General features: G+C 57.6%; 15 protein-coding genes. All 15 read left to right on the top strand.

Going from position 1 to position 19,184, the window contains the following annotated elements; translation table 11 throughout:
• Window positions 1-151: 151 nt before the first annotated feature.
• Complete coding sequence (gene flgB / locus APH36_RS24020; RefSeq protein WP_060500732.1) at window positions 152-562, top strand: flagellar basal body rod protein FlgB; 411 nt, start codon at window positions 152-154, stop codon at window positions 560-562.
• Window positions 563-564: 2 nt separating this feature from the next.
• Window positions 565-1,008 carry a flagellar basal body rod protein FlgC gene (gene flgC, locus APH36_RS24025; protein WP_060500734.1) on the top strand — a complete coding sequence of 148 codons (444 nt, stop codon included), beginning with the start codon at window positions 565-567 and terminating at the stop codon, window positions 1,006-1,008.
• A 15-nt stretch (window positions 1,009-1,023) separates the two neighbouring features.
• A complete protein-coding gene (flgD, locus tag APH36_RS24030; RefSeq protein ID WP_016711819.1) occupies window positions 1,024-1,728 on the top strand; it encodes a flagellar hook assembly protein FlgD in 705 nt (234 codons plus the stop codon).
• A gap of 31 nt (window positions 1,729-1,759) precedes the next feature.
• Entirely contained in the window at window positions 1,760-3,514 is a 1,755-nt protein-coding gene (locus tag APH36_RS24035) for a flagellar hook-basal body complex protein (protein ID WP_060500736.1), read from the top strand.
• 72 nt (window positions 3,515-3,586) lie between these two features.
• A complete protein-coding gene (locus APH36_RS32810; RefSeq protein WP_082426447.1) occupies window positions 3,587-3,775 on the top strand; it encodes a hypothetical protein in 189 nt (62 codons plus the stop codon).
• Between the two features lie 205 nt (window positions 3,776-3,980).
• Window positions 3,981-4,721 (top strand): flagellar basal body rod protein FlgF, encoded by a 741-nt coding sequence (locus APH36_RS24040; RefSeq protein WP_027609423.1) that lies wholly within the window; start codon window positions 3,981-3,983, stop codon window positions 4,719-4,721.
• Window positions 4,722-4,769: 48 nt separating this feature from the next.
• Window positions 4,770-5,555, top strand: coding sequence for a flagellar basal-body rod protein FlgG (gene flgG / locus APH36_RS24045; RefSeq protein WP_012051601.1), 786 nt, complete (start codon window positions 4,770-4,772; stop codon window positions 5,553-5,555).
• Between the two features lie 36 nt (window positions 5,556-5,591).
• On the top strand, window positions 5,592-6,287 hold the full coding sequence (gene flgH, locus APH36_RS24050) for a flagellar basal body L-ring protein FlgH (protein WP_060500738.1): 696 nt from the start codon (window positions 5,592-5,594) through the stop codon (window positions 6,285-6,287).
• A gap of 12 nt (window positions 6,288-6,299) precedes the next feature.
• Complete coding sequence (locus tag APH36_RS24055) at window positions 6,300-7,409, top strand: flagellar basal body P-ring protein FlgI (protein ID WP_060500748.1); 1,110 nt, start codon at window positions 6,300-6,302, stop codon at window positions 7,407-7,409.
• 11 nt (window positions 7,410-7,420) lie between these two features.
• Window positions 7,421-8,575, top strand: coding sequence for a flagellar assembly peptidoglycan hydrolase FlgJ (flgJ, locus tag APH36_RS24060; protein ID WP_060500740.1), 1,155 nt, complete (start codon window positions 7,421-7,423; stop codon window positions 8,573-8,575).
• A gap of 12 nt (window positions 8,576-8,587) precedes the next feature.
• Window positions 8,588-10,618, top strand: coding sequence for a flagellar hook-associated protein FlgK (gene flgK, locus APH36_RS24065; protein WP_060500742.1), 2,031 nt, complete (start codon window positions 8,588-8,590; stop codon window positions 10,616-10,618).
• Between the two features lie 13 nt (window positions 10,619-10,631).
• A complete protein-coding gene (locus APH36_RS24070; protein WP_060500744.1) occupies window positions 10,632-12,215 on the top strand; it encodes a flagellar hook-associated protein 3 in 1,584 nt (527 codons plus the stop codon).
• 88 nt (window positions 12,216-12,303) lie between these two features.
• Complete coding sequence (locus APH36_RS24075) at window positions 12,304-15,858, top strand: glycosyltransferase (RefSeq protein ID WP_060500746.1); 3,555 nt, start codon at window positions 12,304-12,306, stop codon at window positions 15,856-15,858.
• A gap of 51 nt (window positions 15,859-15,909) precedes the next feature.
• A complete protein-coding gene (locus tag APH36_RS24080; protein WP_082426448.1) occupies window positions 15,910-18,666 on the top strand; it encodes a glycosyltransferase in 2,757 nt (918 codons plus the stop codon).
• 110 nt (window positions 18,667-18,776) lie between these two features.
• Window positions 18,777-19,184, top strand: a 408-nt coding sequence (locus APH36_RS24085; protein ID WP_177337132.1) for a WbqC family protein, incomplete at its 3' end; no start/stop codon positions are given.

The following is a 19,184-nucleotide window of genomic DNA, read 5'->3' on the forward strand; positions in this document are numbered from 1 at the left end:
CCAAGGCGGAAGGCCTTTGCCGCTTTTCTGGCATTACCCTGACCCCACCCTACCCAGAAAGCCCGTGTTTCCGGGCTTTGCACGCGTTGGCATAGCCCTTGCTATATCTTGCTCAACGACATTCCGGTCAACCTCTGAAGGTTTCCCCGACATGAGCATCAGTTTCGACAAGGCGCTTGGCATTCACGAAAAGGCACTGGGCTTCCGCGCCCAGCGCGCCGAAGTGCTGGCCAACAACATCGCCAACGCCGACACGCCCAACTACAAGGCGCGTGACATGGACTTTTCTTCGGTGCTCGCCGCCGAAACCAGCAAGCAGCAAACCGGCCGCTTCGCCATGGACCGTACCAACAGCCGGCACATCGAAGCCGAAGGCCTCGCCATCGCCGCTGACGATACCCTCAAGTACCGCACGCCGCTGCAGCCGTCGATCGACCAGAACACCGTGGACGCGCAGATCGAGCAATCGAACTACACCGAAAACGCCATTGGCTTCCAGGCCAGCTTCACGTTGCTCAACAGTAAATTCAAAGGGCTGGTTTCTGCCCTTCGGGGAGAATGACCATGTCCCTTTCCAGTGTTTTCAACATTGCCGGTAGCGGTATGAGCGCGCAGAACACGCGCCTGAACACCGTTGCGTCCAACATTGCCAACGCCGAGACCGTGTCTTCGAGCATCGACCAGACCTACCGCGCCCGCCATCCGGTGTTCGCCACCACCTTCCAGGATGCACAGGCCGGCAGCAGCCAGTCGCTGTTCGAAGACCAGGGTGAGGCGGGGCAGGGTGTGCAGGTAAAAGGCATCGTCGAAGACCAGAGCACCCTGGAGGCTCGCTACGAGCCGAACCACCCGGCGGCGAACAAGGACGGCTACGTCTACTACCCGAATGTCAACGTGGTCGAGGAGATGGCTGACATGATCTCTGCCAGCCGCGCGTTCCAGACCAATGCCGAGCTGATGAACACGGCCAAGGCCATGATGCAGAAAGTGCTGACCCTGGGGCAGTGATAAGGAATTCAGACCATGGCAATCGATACTAACGGTGTGAACCTCAATGACGTGCTGTCGGCGTCGGGCGTGGGCACCAGCACCAAAAAGACCACGGACACTGCATCCAAGACCGGCACCGATTCGCTCGGCAAAGATGCCTTCCTGCAGTTGCTGGTCACCCAGATGCAGCACCAGAACCCGCTGGACCCGCAGGATAACGGCGAGTTCGTTGCCCAGCTGGCGCAGTTCAGCAGCCTGGAAGGTATTACCTCGCTGAACGACTCGGTCAGCGCCATCACCAGTGCCATGGCTTCGTCCCAAGCGCTTCAGGCATCTTCGCTGGTAGGGCGGTCGGTGGTGGTTCAGAACGACAAGGCTGTGGTGGACACCGCTGAAAGCTTCAATGCCCAGTTCGTTGTACCTCAGGCAATCAGTGAAGCGAAGATCACCATCAAGGACAAGGACGGCAACACGGTCAAGACCATCGAGTTGGGTGAGCAGAAAGCCGGTTACGCCGACTTCATCTGGGACGGTACCAACAACAGTGGCGAGAAAGTGGACCCGGGCACTTACACCTTCACCGCAAGCACCACAGTCGATGGCAAGGCGGTGCAAATGAGCACGCTGTTGCCGGCCAAGGTCACCAGTGTCAGCTTCAGTGCCTCGGGTGAAATGGTGCTCAACCTTGCCGGTGTAGGCAAGGTCTCCCTCTCCGACGTGCAAACCATCGGTATCTAAGGCCCGCTAGAGCGGCAAAAGGAGCGAACTCATGTCTTTCAATATCGGCCTTAGCGGTCTGTACGCAGCCAACAAACAACTGGATGTCACCGGTAACAACATCGCCAACGTCAATACCACGGGCTTCAAGTCCTCGCGTGCCGAGTTCGCGGATGTCTATGCGGGCGCCAACCGCCTGGGTGTGGGCAAGAACCAGGTGGGCAATGGTGTGCGGCTGGCAGCCATTTCCCAGCAGTTCACCCAGGGTGATGTAAACACCACGGGCAACGTGCTGGACATGGGCATCCAGGGGCAGGGCTTCTTCGTACTGTCTGACAACGGCTCGAAAGTCTACACGCGTGCGGGCTCCTTCCAGCCAAGCAAGGACAACTTCGTCGAGACCTCCGATGGCCTGCGCCTGCAAGGTTACATGGCGGATGCCACCGGCAAGATCCAGAAAAGCGGCCTGACCGACCTGAAGATCGACACGTCGGCATTGCAGCCCAAGGCAACCTCGTTGATCGACCAGGGCATCAACCTGAACTCCTCGGCGGCCTCGATTCCTTTCCTGGTGTATGACAACACCAAGCCGCCGTCCATGGCCGCATTCGACCCGGCGGACCCAAGCACTTATCAGCGCTCCAGCACCAGTACCGTGCTGGATGCTGATGGTGTTCAGCACGAAGTGCAGCAGTACTACCGCAAGACCGACACCAACGAGTGGACCATGTACACGCTGGTCGACGGTCGCAACCCGTTCGACCCGGCCAGTACCACCCCGCTGGCTGGCACCATCAACTACAACAGTGATGGCACCATCAGCTCCATGGTGGCTGACACCACGGGCGTGCCAAGTGGTGCGTCGTTCACGGTCAGCAATGGCGCGTTTGCCATGACCGGCTGGGTGCCCGCCACTCAGGATGCCAATGGTGACTGGGTGGCCAGTGGCGCGGCAGGTACCGACCAGTCGCTGGGTGTCACCTCGCCTGCCTTGGTGGCAAACAAGCCGTTTGACCCTTCCGACGATACGACCTATACCCGCTCGTTCCCGACCAAGGTGTATGACAGTCAGGGCAACGAACACACCATGGAGCAGTTCTACCGCAAGACCGGTACCAACGAGTGGACCATGTACACCCTCGTTGACGGGCGCAACCCGTTCAGCCCGGGCAGCACGGAGCCACTGGTGGGCACGATCGCATTCAACAGCGATGGTTCGGTCAACTCGATGACAGCTGACAACACGGGCCATCCGGCGGGTACCTCGTTCACGGTCGTCAACAATACCTTCAGCATGATTGGCTGGGTGCCGGCAGTCGAAGATGCGTCGGGTAACTGGAGTGCCAACGGTGCGGTGGGCGATGCTGCCGGCATGAAAATGTCGATGGCCAGCACCACTTCCTACAACACTGAAACGGCGCGTATGTCCCAGTCCCAGGATGGTTATGCCACGGGCATCCTGTCCAACCTGAGCATCGACGCGACGGGTGTGTTGTTCGCCTCCTTCAGCAATGGCCAGTCGCGCGCCATTGGCCAGGTCGCGCTGGCGAGCTTCGCCAACGAGCAGGGGCTGCAGCAAATCGGCAGTACCCGTTGGACCGAGACCTACAACTCGGGCATTCCGGGTATCGATTCGCCGAAAACCGGTACCTTGGGCGCGATCGAGTCCAACTCGCTGGAAGGTTCCAACGTCAACCTGACGCAGGAGCTGGTTGATCTGATCAAGGCGCAGAGCTACTACCAGGCGAACGCCAAGACCATTTCGACCGAAAGCACCGTCATGCAGACCATCATTCAAATGACTTGATCGTGATTGTTTGAGTGCATACAGGCGAACCCCTTTCTCGTGAAGGGGTTCGTTGTTTTTGCAGGAGGGGTGATGAAAAGGCTGTTTGTCGCAATGCTGGTTGCCTGCTGTCTTGGTCAGCTGCAGGCGGCGCCGGCGCCTTACTGGCGATGGGAAAGTCTGGTGGATGGGCGTCTGGTGTGTTCGCAGTGGTCGCCAGGTGAAGGTTGGAGGCGCTTTGCCGGGCCTTACAACAATGCGCGTTGCCGTGACGTGCCGTAGGCACAGGCTTGCCTGTAGATGAAACCGTTTTGCCGCCAGCGGCAAAGCAGCGCCGGATAACCGGCGGCTGTCGTCGCCCGGGCTTCCCCAATTGCCCGTATTCATGGGCTTTTTCGTGCTTTTGGCAAGTTGGTTCGGAACTTGCTTTAGCCCCTGTAGAGCAACGGCGAACGGCAAACGGCCGCCAGTGCAACGGAGGATGATTGTGGACAAGATGCTTTATGTGGCCATGACCGGGGCCAGCCAGAACGCGCTGGCGCAGAAGGCGCATGCCAACAACCTGGCCAACATTTCTACCAATGGCTTTCAGCGCGATCTTGAGCAGGCGCGCTCGATGCCGGTGTTTGGTGACAGCTTTCCGGCGCGTGCCTTTGCCATGACCGAGCGCCCGGGCACCGATTTCAGTGAAGGCCCGATGGTGGAAACCGGTCGCGACCTGGATGTGACCGTGAGCGGTAATGGTTTCATCGCCGTGCAGGCGCCAGATGGCAGCGAAGCGTATGTGCGTACCGGTAGCCTGAACATCGATGCCCTCGGGGTGCTGCGTGCCGGCAACGGCATGCCTGTGCTCGGCAACGGCGGCCCCATTGCCATCCCGCCTGAGCAAAAGGTCGAAGTCGGCTCCGATGGCACCATCAGCATCCGCTCCATGGGTGAAGACCCGCGCGTGATGGCAGAGGTCGACCGCATCAAGCTGGTCAACCCCGACACCAAAGGCCTGACCAAAGGCCAGGACGGGCTGATCCATACCACTTCCGGGCAACCCGCCGATGCCGACATCAACGTGCGGGTGGTATCAGGCTTTCTGCAAGGCAGCAACGTCAACGCTGTCGAGGAAATGACCTCTGTACTGGCGCTGTCCCGTCAGTTCGAACTGCACGTCAAGATGATGAACGCGGCCAAGGAAGGCGATGAAGCCATGGCGCGTGTTTTGCAACTCGGCTAACCACATTTGAACGGGTGCCGTAAATCAGGCGCACGAGGAGAACACTAAATGCTTCCGGCTCTCTGGGTCGCTAAAACCGGCCTGTCCGCACAGGACACCAACCTGACGGTCATCTCCAACAACCTGGCCAACGTCTCGACCACCGGCTTCAAGCGTGATCGTGCTGAATTCCAGGACCTGCTGTACCAGATCAAGCGTCAGCCAGGTGCGCAGTCTACCCAGGACAGCGAGTTGCCGTCGGGCCTGCAGGTCGGTACCGGTGTGCGCATTGTCGGCACGCAGAAAAACTTCCAGACCGGCAGCTTGCAGACCACGGAAAACCCGTTGGACATGGCCGTCAATGGCCGTGGCTTCTTCCAGATCCTGCAACCTGACGGCACCGTCTCCTACACCCGCGACGGTACGTTCCACCTGAACTCCGACGGCCAGATCGTCAACGCTGATGGCCTGGCGCTGGAGCCTGCCATCGTGGTCCCGAACGACGCCCAGACCTTCACTGTGGGCCAGGACGGCACCGTGTCGATCACCACCGCCGGCAACCCGGCTGCGCAGGTTATCGGCAACATTCAGACCGCCGACTTCATCAACCCGGCTGGCCTGCAGGCGATGGGTAACAACCTGTTCCTGGAAACCGCTGCCAGTGGTGCGCCGCAGGTCGGCACCCCGGGCCTCAACGGCTTCGGCACTACCCTGCAGCAGACGCTGGAAAACTCCAACGTCAGCACGGTGGAAGAGCTGGTGAACATGATCACCACCCAGCGTGCCTACGAGATGAACTCCAAGGTCATCTCCACCGCCGACCAGATGCTGTCGTTCGTGACTCAGCAGCTCTAAGTCCAGTAGCTTCGTTACACCCGTGAGGTATGCATCATGAATCGTCTGTTGTCCGTGTTCGCCCTGGGGGGGGCGGTGTTGCTGGCAGGTTGCGTCGGCCCGACGCCCAAGCCCAACGACCCGTACTATGCGCCGGTCCTGCCGCGCACCCCGTTGCCGGCAGCGGCCAACAACGGTTCGATCTACCAGGCCGGTTTCGAGCAGAACCTGTACAGCGACCGCAAGGCGTTCCGGGTGGGCGACATCATCACCATCACGCTTAACGAGCGCACGTCCGCCAGCAAGAACGCCGGTTCGCAGATCGCCAAGACCAGCAAGACCGACATCGGCCTGACGTCGCTGTTCGGCACCACGCCCAACACCAACAACCCGTTCGGTGGCGGCGACCTTTCGCTGGAGGCCGGTTACAGCGGCGACCGCGCCACCAAGGGCGATAGCAAAGCTACCCAGGGCAACACCCTGACCGGCTCCATCACCGTCACCGTGGCCGAAGTGTTGCCCAACGGCATTATCGCCGTGCGTGGCGAGAAGTGGCTGACCCTGAACACCGGCGAAGAGCTGGTGCGTATTGCCGGCATGATCCGCGCTGACGATATCGCCACTGACAACACCGTGCCGTCCACCCGTGTGGCCGATGCGCGTATCACCTATTCCGGTACCGGCTCGTTCGCCGATGCCAGCCAGCCCGGGTGGCTGGACCGCTTCTTCATCAGCCCGCTTTGGCCTTTCTGAGTACGGATGACCATGTTCAACGTGAGGCAGCTGATTGCCACAACCCTGCTCTTGTCCTGTGCGTTCGCTGCCCAGGCCGAGCGCCTGAAGGACATCGCCAGCATCTCTGGCGTGCGTTCCAACCAGTTGATCGGTTACGGCCTGGTGGTGGGGCTGAACGGCACGGGTGACCAGACCACCCAAACGCCGTTCACCCTGCAAACCTTCAACAACATGCTGTCGCAGTTCGGCATCAAGGTGCCGGCCGGTTCCGGTAACGTGCAGCTGAAAAACGTTGCAGCGGTGTCGGTGCATGCCGACCTGCCGGCATTCGCCAAGCCTGGCCAGGTGGTGGACATTACCGTTTCCTCGATCGGCAACTCCAAGAGCCTGCGCGGCGGCAGCCTGCTGATGACCCCGCTCAAGGGTATCGACGGCAACGTCTACGCCATCGCCCAAGGCAACCTGGTCGTCGGCGGCTTTGATGCAGAAGGCCGTGACGGTTCGAAGATCACCGTCAACGTTCCGTCGGCCGGCCGTATTCCGGGCGGTGCCAGTGTCGAGCGTGCAGTGCCGAGCGGCTTCAACCAGGGGAATACCCTGACCCTGAACCTCAATCGCCCCGACTTCACCACCGCCAAGCGTATCGTCGACAAGGTCAACGACCTGCTCGGCCCTGGTGTGGCACAGGCCGTGGATGGTGGTTCGGTGCGCGTCAGTGCGCCGATGGACCCAAGCCAGCGCGTGGATTACCTGTCGATCCTGGAAAACCTTGAAATCGATCCGGGCCAGGCCGTGGCCAAGGTGATCATCAACTCGCGTACCGGCACCATCGTCATTGGCCAGAACGTCAAGGTGTCGCCTGCGGCGGTCACCCACGGCAGCCTGACCGTGACCATTACCGAAGACCCGATCGTCAGCCAGCCTGGGCCACTCTCCAATGGCCAGACCGCCGTGGTGCCACGTTCGCGGGTCAATGCCGAGCAGGAAGCCAAGCCCATGTTCAAGTTCGGCCCGGGCACCACGCTGGATGAAATCGTCCGTGCGGTGAACCAGGTGGGCGCAGCGCCTGGTGACCTGATGGCGATCCTCGAAGCCCTGAAACAGGCCGGCGCCTTGCAAGCCGACCTGATCGTGATCTGAGGACGGCGCGGATGAACAGCAAAAGCCTGGTTTCCGGCAGCGCCGACAGCGGTGCCTACACCGACCTCAATCGCCTGAGCTCGCTCAAGCATGGCGACCGCGACAGCGATGCCAACGTGCGCAAGGTCGCCCAGGAGTTCGAGTCGCTGTTCATCAGCGAAATGCTCAAGGCCTCGCGCAAGGCCAGCGACGTGCTGGCTGACGACAACCCGATGAACACCGAAACGGTGAAGCAGTACCGTGACATGTATGACCAGCAACTGGCTGTGAGCATGTCGCGCGAAGGTGGCGGTATCGGGCTGCAGGATGTGTTGGTGCGCCAGCTGTCGAAGAACAAGGCCAGCCCGGCCAGCACCAGCCCGTTTCCACGTACCGAGGGCAACGCCCCGACATTGTGGGGCAACAAGGTGGCCGAGCCGGCGCATGCCACCCAGTCGACCGCCACCCGCAACGACGTCGCTGCGCTCAATTCGCGTCGTCTGGCGCTGCCGAGCAAGCTCACCGACCGCCTGTTGGCCGGTATCGTGCCGTCGGCGGCCACGGCCAACACCGCCACCGTGCCTGCCCGTGACGGCCAGCAAGTGGCCAAGGCCTTCGCCGTGCCGGACAACGGCCTGCGCATCGTCGGCCGCGCCGTGGCCCAGCCACCGCTGGCGCCGAACAAAGCCTTTGGCGACAGCGATGAGTTCGTCGCCACCATGCTGCCGATGGCCGAACAGGCGGCCAAGCGCATTGGTATCGACCCGCGCTACCTGGTGGCCCAGGCCGCACTGGAAACCGGGTGGGGCAAGTCGGTCATGCGCAACACCGACGGCAGCAGCAGCCACAACCTGTTCGGCATCAAAGCCACTGGCAACTGGGGCGGCGGTGAGGCGAGGGCGATTACCAGCGAGTACCGTGATGGCCAGTTCGTCAAGGAGACGGCGGCGTTCCGTTCTTACGATTCCTACCAGGACAGCTTCCACGACCTGGTCAGCCTGCTGCAGAACAATTCACGCTATCAAGATGCGGTGAAGGCCGCCGATAAACCAGAACAGTTCGTGCAAGAGTTGCAAAAGGCCGGGTACGCCACCGACCCGAATTACGCCAGCAAGATCTCGCAGATCGCAAGACAGATGAAGTCGTACGAGCACTACGCAATGCTCGGTACCGCAACAAAACTTTAAAGGTATGGAACCATGGCGAGTCTGATCAACATTGGTATGTCGGGGCTGGGTGCCGCGCAATCGGGGATGTACACCCTCGGTAACAACATCGCCAACGCCGATGTCGAAAGCTACTCGCGCCAACAGAACGTGCAAAAGACCAAGGGCGGGCAACAAGTCGGCCAGGTGTTCATTGGCACGGGCACCACGTTGGCGGACGTGCGCCGGGTGTACAACGCATTCATCGAGAACCAGCTGCGTACCACCACCTCGCTGAGCAGTGAGGCGTCCTCGTACCTGGATCAGATCACGCCGCTGGATACTTCGTTGTCCAGTAGCGATACCGGTATTACCGCTGCGCTGAAAACATTCTTTACCGCCATGCAGGATGCGGCTGCCAAGCCGGCGGAAGACTCTTCGCGCCAATTGCTGTTGTCCAGCGCGCAGTCCCTGGCCAAGCGCTTCAACACCTTGTCGTCGCAGCTCAACCAGCAGTTGAGCAACGTAAACAGCAACATGGCCGGGATTGCCGATCAGGTGAACAACCTGACCAAGACCATCGCGGAGCTGAACACTCAGATCACGCGGGTCGGTGCCACTGCCGGTCAACCCAACGACCTGCTTGACCAGCGTGATGGTGCGGTGCGTGAGCTGAGCAAGCTGATTGGCACCGACGTGGTCGAGCGTGAAGGCAACTACGATATTTACCTGAAGAACGGACAAGCGCTGGTGCTGGGTAATACCACCCAGACCTTGGGCGTGGAGCCAAGCGCGGCCGACCCGACCCGTTCAAGCCTGATCCTCAATCGCGGCTCGACCAAGATGGACATCACCAGCAGTGCCACCGGTGGCGAGCTGGGGGGCTTGATCCGCTACCGTACCGAGACCCTCGACCCGGCCCTCAATGAGTTGGGGCGCGTGGCGCTGGCGGTGGCCGATGCCATCAACAGCCAGCTGGCTCAGGGCGTCGACAAGAACGGCAACTTCGGCGCCACCTTGTTCGGTGATATCAACAGTGCCAAGGCCATCAGTGAGCGCAGCATCGCCAAGTCGACCAACAGCGCCGGCTCCGGCAACCTCGATGTCACCATCAAAGACACCGGCAAGCTGTCCACCAGCGATTACCAGGTAACCTTCACCAGTGCCACGGGTTACAGCGTGCGCAAGCTGCCGGAAGGTACCGAGATGGGCCGCTATGACCTCAGCGATGACCCTGCACCTGTGATCGACGGTTTCACACTGTCGCTCAACGGCGGTGGCTTGGCCGCTGGCGACAGCTTCAAGATTACCCCGACTCGCAATGCCGCCGCAGGCATCGAGACCGTCCTTACCGACCCCAAAGGCTTGGCGCTATCGTCACCGCTTAGCGCCACCAGTGGCTCGGGCAACAAAGGCACCGGCGTAATCACTCAGCCGACGCTGACATCGAAACTTGACATCTACAATGGTGCCCAGCGTTCGCAGTTGCAGGCGGGTCTGACCTATTCGACCCCGGTCAAGCTGGTGTTTGGTGATGACACCACCTCGCCCCAGGCCTACAAGATGTACGACGCCAAGGGCACTGAGATTGGCAGCGGCACCATCGTGCCGGGCCAGGAGAACAAGCTGCAGTTGTCGGTGCCGATGGTGGATGGCAATGGCAACTCCCTGGGCGGCAACTTCACTTTTGAAATGAGCGTTTCCGGCGCGCCACAGAACGGTGACAGCTACACCGTGGCCTTGACCGGCGCAGGCTCGTCGGACAACCGCAATGCTCAGGCGGTTATTGACCTGCAGACCAAGTCCACGATCGAAGTGGGTGCCAATGGCAAGGGCATCAGCTTCACCGATGCCTACGCCAAGCTGGTGTCCAACGTCGGTGGCAAGGCCGGCCAGGCGCAGATGGACAGTGACGCCACCAATGCATTGCACACCTCGGCACTGGACAGTCGCAACGGCCTGTCGGGCGTGTCGGTGGACGAAGAGGTCGGCAACCTGGTCAAGTTCCAGCAGTACTACACCGCGTCGTCGCAGATCATCAAGGCGGCCCAGGAAACTTTCGCCACCCTGATCAACAGTCTTTAAGGAGCCGTAGATCGTGAGCGTACGCATCTCTACTTCGCAGTTTTACAACACCAACCAGGCCAACTATCAGAGCAACTTTGCGAAGACGGTGAAGAGCCAGCAGGAGGCCAGCGATGGCATTCGCGTGCGTTCCGGCAAGGACGACCCGGTGGGCGCTGCGCGTTTGCTGCAGCTTGAGCAGCAGCAGAGCATGTTGAAGCAGTATTCGACCAATACCGTCAATGTGCGTAACGCGCTGGGGACTGCGGAAAGTACCCTGACTTCGATTGGTAACGTGCTACAGCGTGTGAATGAGCTGGCCATTAGTTCTGGTAACGGTGCGTTTACAGATGCTGATCGAAAGGCCAATGCTGACGAACTGGCGTCATTGGAAGATCAGCTGTTCAACCTGATGAATAGCCGGGACGAAAGTGGCAAGTACATTTTCTCGGGCTCCAAGGGCGATACGCCGCCTTACGTCCGTAATGCAGACGGCACCTACAGCTACCAGGGCGATCAAGGCAAGTTGAACCTGCAGGTGGGAGACATGCTCAGCCTGGCTGCCAACGAAACCGGTTATGACGCCTTCGAGCAGGCGCTCAATACCAGTCGGACCCAGACTCAGCTGACTGCGCCGGCGGTCGATGATGGGCGTATCAACATGTCCAATGGTCAGGTTGCTGGTAGCTCTACCTACAATGATCGGTTCCTTGGCGGCGAGCCGTACACGATCGAGTTTCTCAGCAGCACTGAGTACAAGATCACCGACGCTGAGGGTAATGACGTTACGCTCGAGGCGAGTGGGGGAGGGAAGTTTGACCCTAATGCCGAGGGGGCTGGCATCAGCTTCCGTGGCGTTGATCTGCGCTTGGATATCACCTACAAGGATGGCGACAAGGGTAACGAAGATGCCGTAATTGCAGGCCATCAGTTCACCCTGAGTTCCAAACCCGATGAAGTGTCGGGTGCGCGCAGCCCAGGTAACGCCTCTTCGGAGCAGATTACAGGTGCCACCATCACTGACCAGAATGCATACGAGGCAGCATTCCCGTCAGTGGGCGCAGTGCTCAAGTTCACCAGCAGTTCGACGTTCGAGCTCTATGCATCGCCGGTAACCGACGATAGCCGCCCAGTGGCCAAGGGATCGCTGGGTGGTCCCAATGGCACTACCGCAACCGCCGCCGGGGTCAGCTTCGAGCTTTCCGGGCCGCCGAGTGCAGGTGATTCGTTTGGGGTGAAAGTGGATACTCATCAGACCCAGAACGTGCTTGATACGATCAGTAAGTTGCGCACGGCGTTGAGTACGCCAGTGGATAGCGACCCGGTTGCGCGTCAAAACTTCCTGGCTTCGCTGGACTCGGCCATGGGTAACGTATCGAGTGCCATAAATCAGGTGTCTTCCTCCATCAGCGCTATCGGTGGGCGTGGGCAGGCGCTGGATGTGCAGGCGGAAACCAACGAAGCGCTGAGCGCTGAAAATACCAAGACGCAAAGCTCGATCCGTGAAAGCGATCCGGCTGAGGTGATGCTGCGCCTGAACATGCAATCCAACATGTTGCAGGCTTCATTGCAGGCTTACGCGAAAATCGCGGGGCTGTCGTTGGTCAATTACATCTGATCAAGAAAATATATGCGAGAAGACCTGAATTAAAGGTCGTCTTGCAAATTTCGCCATATAGCTGTTTTACTGCTTAAGTGAGCAACGCGTGAACGCACAACCTCTCGTCACAATCGCTATCCCAGCGTTCAATCCTGCTTTTTTTCGCGGTGCGCTAGCTAGTGCGTTGGATCAGAATTATCCGAACTTGGAAATCGTCGTTTGTGATGACAGTCCGGGGATGGAAATAAAAGCGATTTGTGATGAGTTGGGTGGTCTTTCGCGCGTTGCATTCCGTTATGTGCGTAATTCGAAACGTTTGGGGTTTTCCTGTAACTTACTATGTTGTCTGAATCATGCCTCGGGAGAATTTATTAAGTTTCTCTGCGATGATGACCTGTTGATGGTTCAGTGCATTGCACATCAGACCCAGGCTTTTCGCCAGCACGAACAGGCGAGCATGGTGATTAACCAGCGATTGGTTTGTGATGCTGATGATGTATTATTGCCTTCTCGACCACTCAGTGCAGTTATAGCTCCATCGTCAGCAATACTTTATGGTACCGATCTGCTCGCTTGTGTGGCTGAGAGTGCTGCAAATATCTTTGGTGGTATCAGTCATGCACTTTTTCGGCGGGTTCAGGTGGAGGAGTACTTGGGCGCGTTGGTGCAGGACGGGAAGGGGTTCACTGCTCGCTTGGATATGGCTGTGTATATTTGCTTGCTGCGACGCGGACACTTGGTCACGTTGGAGCACGCTTGGAGTATTGAGAGAGTTCACGCGGGAAGGCTGAGTTATCACGTTTCAATGGTTGAAGCAGCCAAGATTGAGACCGACTGGCTGCAGCAGATGTTGGCGGCAAGAACTGGTGAAAGGGAGCCTGCCGAGGGATGGGTGCGTTACTTGCCGATGGGCTCCAGTGGTTATGGGCATGAGGCAGATTGGAAGGAGTTGGATGTACGGAACTTTACATCCAAGCAGCTAGCCTTCTTTGAGCAGCAAGTGGGTACCCATAGTCTTACTTTTGCTGATCTGTACGCGGAGTGGCTCGAAACGCGCTCGTTGTCGGTAGGGCAAGTACGCTTGCTGCCTAAGCGTATGGAGCAGTGGCCTTGCCGACCTCGAATAATGCCTGTGGTGTTCTGCAACGAGGATCAGGAGTTAGCGCTGCGCGCCACTTTAGATAGCCTGATTGCGCAATCTTATGCGGCTAGTTCCATTCAAGTGCTTGGTCTGCCGTGTCCGACACAGCCGCTTGCTGATGTCCATTATCGCGCTCGCCACGATGAAGGTTTTTGCGATATCAATTCGTTGATCCGCGAAGTGCGCGCTGATTGGATCCTGCTGTTGCAGGCGGGGGATCTTCTGCATAATCAGGCTCTAGTGATAATGGCTGAGCGAATGGCGTTGGTTACTGGCAGCTTGTGCCTTTACTTTGATGAAGGTGGCTATAACGGACGAGAGTCAGGCCAGCCAATTTTCAAGCCTGACTTCAATCTTGATTTGATGCGCAGCATGCCCTATGTCGGTCGACAATTGGCGTTCAATTGTGAAGCTATGAGTGCGCTGGGTGGCTTTGATGCACGATTCGCAGAATTGGCGCCCCACGACCTGCTCTGGCGTTTGGTCGAAACCCATGGCTTACAGGTAGTCAAGCACATTCCCGAGTTGCTGGTGCAGAGTCAGAATACCTATGCCGATTGGGTATGTGACTCAGCAGTACGTGCTCTATCTGTTAAGGTCGTGAGTGCTCACTTGCAACGAATGGGCGTGGCTGCGGAGGTAAGGGCTATCGAAGGTAGTTTCGCGGCCCGCGTGATTTATCAGCATGGGCAGCCAGCAAGCGTTTCCATTCTGATTCAGGTGGGCAACGACCTTCTCACGTTGCGTCGTTGCGTCGAATCGCTGCTGGCGCACACCCACTATGGCAACTATGAAGTGCTGCTAGTCGCTAGGGGCAATGAGCCAGTCGAACTGCAGAACTGGTTGATGGCAATGAAAAGCTTACAGAGCGCCCAGTTAAGGGTCCTTGACCTCGGCGTGCTAGGGATTGCCGCGAGTCTAAATCACGCTGCTGAATACGCTTATGGCGACTATTTATTGCTGCTCGATGTAGGTTGTGCGCTATTTGATTCGCAATGGTTACAAGAACTGATGTGCCAGGCGCAGCGCCCAGAAGTTGGGGTGGTTGGGCCAAAACTTTATGCCGGCGATGGCACCGCCGCCTCCAGTGCGCTGGTGCTCGGTTTGGCTGGCGTGGCAGGAAACCCGTTTGCAGGGAGTCCTGCAGATGGCGATAGTTACCTGGACCGCCTGCGGGTGGTGCAAAACTGGTCCGCTGTAAGCTTGGATTGTCTATTGGTCCGTCGAGAATTGTTCATCGAGTTGCAAGGCTTGGATACACAAGCTTTGCAGCAAGCCTACTTCGACGCCGATTTCTGCCTGCGAGTGCGTGAAGCGGGCTACTTGGTGGTTTGGACGCCATTCTCAAAAGTGGCTCGTTTGAACGCGAGCACCGCAGCACGACGTATAGAGGATGAGCGGGTGTTTTACCAGCGTTGGTTGGCGGATGTAGCCAATGACCCTGCTTATAATAAAAACCTCAGCTTGAAGCAGGGAGGGTTCAGGTTAGAACCGGGGTCGCGTAGCGGCTGGGATCCCTTTATCTCTCGGGCTATGCCATCGGTCTTGGCATTGCCATTCAACACTTCCGCTGTGGGGCATTATCGGGTCATTCAGCCATTCACTGAGCTGGAGCGTGAGGGGTGGGTTCAGGGGCAGGTTAGTTATCAAATGCCGGATCCTTACACGGCTGAGCGTGAGAAGCCGGATGTGATGATCCTACAGCTTCGCTGCTCTGCCGAGAATATTCAGGAAATCGCTGACATTCGACAGTTTTCCAATGCTAGGCGAGTCTTTGAAATTGACGATTATATATTGGAGCCCTCCGCGAAGAACGACCACGCTCGCAATTGGCCCAAGAATATTGCTCAACTATTGGGGCAAGCTGTCGGTCTTTGTGATCGATTAGTTGTTTCTACTCAGCCATTGGCGGACGCTTTGTCGCATATGCATCACGACATTCGGGTTGTTCCTAATATGTTGGCTGCCTCGCTGTGGGCTGGGCTTTTGAGCCGGCGCCAAACCAGTGCCAAGCCCCGGGTCGGCTGGGCGGGAGGGTCCAGTCATCGTGGGGATCTGGAGATGATGCTAGAGGTTGTTCGAACGTTGGCGGATGAAGTCGATTGGGTTTTCTTTGGCATGTGTCCAGAGATGCTGCGCCCCTACGTGAAGGAATTCCACAAGGGCGTGCCGATGGCTCAGTATCCCCGGAAGTTGGCCAGCATGAACCTCGATTTGGCGCTAGCGCCGCTCGAGCAGAACTTATTCAACGATTGTAAAAGTAACCTGCGGCTTCTGGAGTATGGCGCTTGCGGCTATCCGGTAATTTGTACGGAAACCAAAGCGTATGCGGGCTATTTACCTTGTACTCGGGTTAAACGTAATGAGGCCGAATACTGGCTTGAGGCAATTCGTATGCATCTTGGCGATCCGCATGCCAGCTATCAGCAAGGGGATGCATTGCGTGAAGCTGTGCTAAGTGACTATGTACTGTCGCGGCATCACCTGCAACATTGGGCCAATGCCTGGCTAGCAGATTGAACCTGAAGTTCGGCGACGCGTTGTTTGGCTCAAATAATTAGAGAGGCCGTTATGGCGGATATTGCAGCAGCATCCAGTAATGAAGTGACCGTGATTGTACTGGGGCAGGGCCAGAATGCTTACCAGACCCGTGCACAGTATTATTACCAGCAAGCCGGTATTCCGAGCCTGGCTTTCGAGACCTCCTCCGTCAACGTTGCGAACACATCCATTCGGGATTGCCTTGCTAGTACATTGAGTCAGGTGACGACGCCTTTCGTCGTCTTGGCGGAGGAAAGCGACTTCGTTCTTGAGTCTGCCTTGCAGCACGCAGTGGAATGCCTGCATGCGCAACCTTTGATGATAGCTGCCCAAGGTTATGCCCTTGGAATGGTAGTTGGCAGCGCTGAAGTGAAGTACTACAAGCTTGGGGCACACTTAGGGGTGCAAAATGGTTCCGGAGCGCTGTCGCGGCTCCAGCATTATGCACAAGCTGGCCGTCAGGCCTGGAGGGCAGTAGTCAGGGTATCTGCATTGCAGGCTGCGTTGGCCGAAGCTCCGCCATTCAGTGACGAAGCGTCGTTTCGCCTTGGTCTAGCCTATTCCATTCTGGCGCTGGGTGAGATCGCTCAGTTGGATCAGACGGATGTCTTGAGTGCTTATAAATTTGACTCCTGCAGTTTGACTGTGCGTGAGGAAAGGCTGAATCGTGCGTTGCACTTCTTGCGTGATTGGGACAGTAAGCAAAACGCACCACGTAATGGCGATAGTCACTATGTGATTCTCAGCGAATTTGTGCGAAACACTTACGATCATGGCGATGCGACGTTGTTGTTCACTTCTAGTTGGAATAGTGTCGTCAATGATCCTGAGCGTTCCTTCGAGGTACGTCAATGGGTGGAGATGCCTTATTATAATAGCGGGTTATTCTCGCAGTTATCGGCAGTGGAGTTCTTGTGCCACGCCTGGCCTGCTGGGAAAGCCCAATATGACGCTCTGGAGGGGGTATGGGTGCGCCAGCGCGACCTGCTTCAAGAGCACCCCAATGATACTGTCGAGAGCTTGCAGTTGCGTTATTGGCAAGCTCTGGCTCTGGGCTTGTTTGATCCAGAACTATGTAAAAAACTGCTGCAGACGCTGACTGAGGCTGATAATCAAGAGCGAGCTGAGGAGCTAAAGGGGTGGCTTTCACGTCTTGAGCGAGTTCCTAGTACCGCCTATGAGTTGCGGCTACAGGTTACTCCCTCGGGGCGTATACTTCGTGCGCTCGAAGCTGCTCATCCTGATGTAATGACCCGGCAGCGTGTATCAGCAGCAATCAATGCACGTTGTTCTGAGCAATTTGCTTTCATTGTGCTGGATTTGGGCAATGACGATATAGCTCTTCAGACCACGTTCGATAGCATACTCGCTGCCGGTGTTAGCAATTTTAAACTCGTTGTACTCAAAGCGGGGCGGCTGCCGGCGGTTACAACTGCACGTGATACCTTGCATTTCATTAGGGTTGCCGAAAGCAACTGGGTAAATCATCTTAATGAGGTGGTGCGCCAGCTTCCGAGTGACTGGCTGCTTTTGCTGGAGGCGGGTGATGTATTACTGGGCGGCGGACTGCTGCGTTTGATGGTGGAAGTCCAGCAGGCCTCGACCTGCCATGCTATTGCCGCTAACGAGGTGCAGCGGGATGTGCGGGGGGGGCTATTGAGCATCGCTCGGCCTGGCGCCAATCTGGATTTGCTACGCACACAGCCGGGGCTTATGTCGCGTCATTGGCTTGTTCGCCGTCAAACCGTGCTGGATCTTGGTGGTTATGCGCAAATACATCGCCATGGCGTAGAGTTTGAAATGCTATTGCGTATAGTCGAAGCAAAGGGCGTAGCGGGTGTTGCACATATGGACGAATATCTGGTGATCGGCCAAGAGCCTTCCTCGGAGCTATCGTCGGTAGCAGCTTCGATTGTCAGTGGTCACCTAAAGCGGTTGGGTTATCGGGCTCAAGTCAGTGATGAAGGTAGTCGGGGGCTGGGAATTGACTACCGCCATGATAGTACTCCACTGGTAAGTATATTGGTGGCGTCCGAGGGTGATGAGCGACAACTGGAGGCTTGCGTAACAGCTGTGTTGCAGCGTACTCGTTATCCGCGCTACGAAATTATACTAGTTGGAGGTAAAGGCTCACTATCTGGTTTGGATACTCTGCAGTCGTTTTCTGTGCGTGTGCGTGCGGTCTCTGCGAAACAAGGTGCTTCTCAAGCGGAGTGGCTTAATCTTGCGGCAGGCGAAGCAAGGGGGGAATATCTTATCCTGTTGTCAGAACGTTGCCGGGTACAAACGCCGGCATGGGTTGAAGTGCTGCTCAACGAGGCGCAGCGGCCGGAAGTGGGAGTTGTTGGAGCTGCGTTGTACGACGCCGATGGTGCAATGGCCCATGCTGGTTTTGAATTGGTGAGGGGCGGCCTGGTGCAAGCGCCATGGCATGGCGCTAGTCCTAGAGTAGTGGAAAGCGCCCGTTGGCCGCTTTCAGTTCGCAGTTGTAAGGGGGTGGCTGGCGAATGCCTTATGGTACGCAAAGATGTATTCCGGCAGATTGGTGGTCTTTCTACAAGGCCCAATGCGGACATTGAATTGTCCCTTGCGGTTGAGCAAGCGGGGCATTTGGTGGTTTGGACACCACGCGCGCGTCTGGTGCTTAGCTCGTCGTCTATGGCGCCCGAGCGCATTGATTCGTCGCTGGAGGCTCGCTGGCCATCTGCGTTTGGGTATCAACAGCAGTTTACCGTTCGAGATGGGGAGGCAGTGCAGCCGAACCTAGATTGGCTAACGGAAATTTAAATGCTGGCGCGAGAATTGCAGAAGCCGGGTGCGGGCCCGGCTTTTTCATGTCTTTTGGCAATATATTGACGGGCTGAGGATTTGCTATTGCCGAGCAGTTGGGGATTGGAATGGGTAAGAAAGTTGCGATATTGCAATCGAACTACATCCCATGGAAGGGCTATTTCGACTTGATTCGAAGCGTCGATGTTTTCGTGTTTTACGACGATGTGCAGTACACCCGTCGAGACTGGCGTAACCGTAATAAGATAAAGATCGCTCAGGGCGAGCATTGGCTGACGATTCCGGTAAAAGCCAAGGGTCGTTTCGAACAGTTGATCAACGAAGTGGAGATCAGCGAGCCGGACTGGGCGGCACAGCACTGGAAGACCATCGCCATGAGCTATCGTCGGGCTCCATGCTTCGCTGAGCTGGAAACGCGCATTCGCAGTTTGTACGAGCAGGCAGCCAACCTTCTCAGCCTGTCACGCGTCAACCAATTGTTCATTGAAGGGCTGTGCCCTTTGCTGGGTATTCAG

This window comes from Pseudomonas sp. NBRC 111133 (assembly GCF_001320605.1).
Lineage (GTDB): Bacteria > Pseudomonadota > Gammaproteobacteria > Pseudomonadales > Pseudomonadaceae > Aquipseudomonas > Aquipseudomonas monteilii.

What these genes read in the sequence shown, in the direction of transcription:
- flgB (WP_060500732.1), top strand. Translation starts at nt 152, where the DNA reads ATGAGCATCAGTTTCGACAAGGCGCTTGGCATTCACGAAAAGGCACTG.
- flgC (WP_060500734.1), top strand. Translation starts at nt 565, where the DNA reads ATGTCCCTTTCCAGTGTTTTCAACATTGCCGGTAGCGGTATGAGCGCG.
- flgD (WP_016711819.1), top strand. Translation starts at nt 1,024, where the DNA reads ATGGCAATCGATACTAACGGTGTGAACCTCAATGACGTGCTGTCGGCG.
- APH36_RS24035 (WP_060500736.1), top strand. Translation starts at nt 1,760, where the DNA reads ATGTCTTTCAATATCGGCCTTAGCGGTCTGTACGCAGCCAACAAACAA.
- APH36_RS32810 (WP_082426447.1), top strand. Translation starts at nt 3,587, where the DNA reads ATGAAAAGGCTGTTTGTCGCAATGCTGGTTGCCTGCTGTCTTGGTCAG.
- flgG (WP_012051601.1), top strand. Translation starts at nt 4,770, where the DNA reads ATGCTTCCGGCTCTCTGGGTCGCTAAAACCGGCCTGTCCGCACAGGAC.
- flgH (WP_060500738.1), top strand. Translation starts at nt 5,592, where the DNA reads ATGAATCGTCTGTTGTCCGTGTTCGCCCTGGGGGGGGCGGTGTTGCTG.
- APH36_RS24055 (WP_060500748.1), top strand. Translation starts at nt 6,300, where the DNA reads ATGTTCAACGTGAGGCAGCTGATTGCCACAACCCTGCTCTTGTCCTGT.
- flgJ (WP_060500740.1), top strand. Translation starts at nt 7,421, where the DNA reads ATGAACAGCAAAAGCCTGGTTTCCGGCAGCGCCGACAGCGGTGCCTAC.
- flgK (WP_060500742.1), top strand. Translation starts at nt 8,588, where the DNA reads ATGGCGAGTCTGATCAACATTGGTATGTCGGGGCTGGGTGCCGCGCAA.
- APH36_RS24080 (WP_082426448.1), top strand. Translation starts at nt 15,910, where the DNA reads ATGGCGGATATTGCAGCAGCATCCAGTAATGAAGTGACCGTGATTGTA.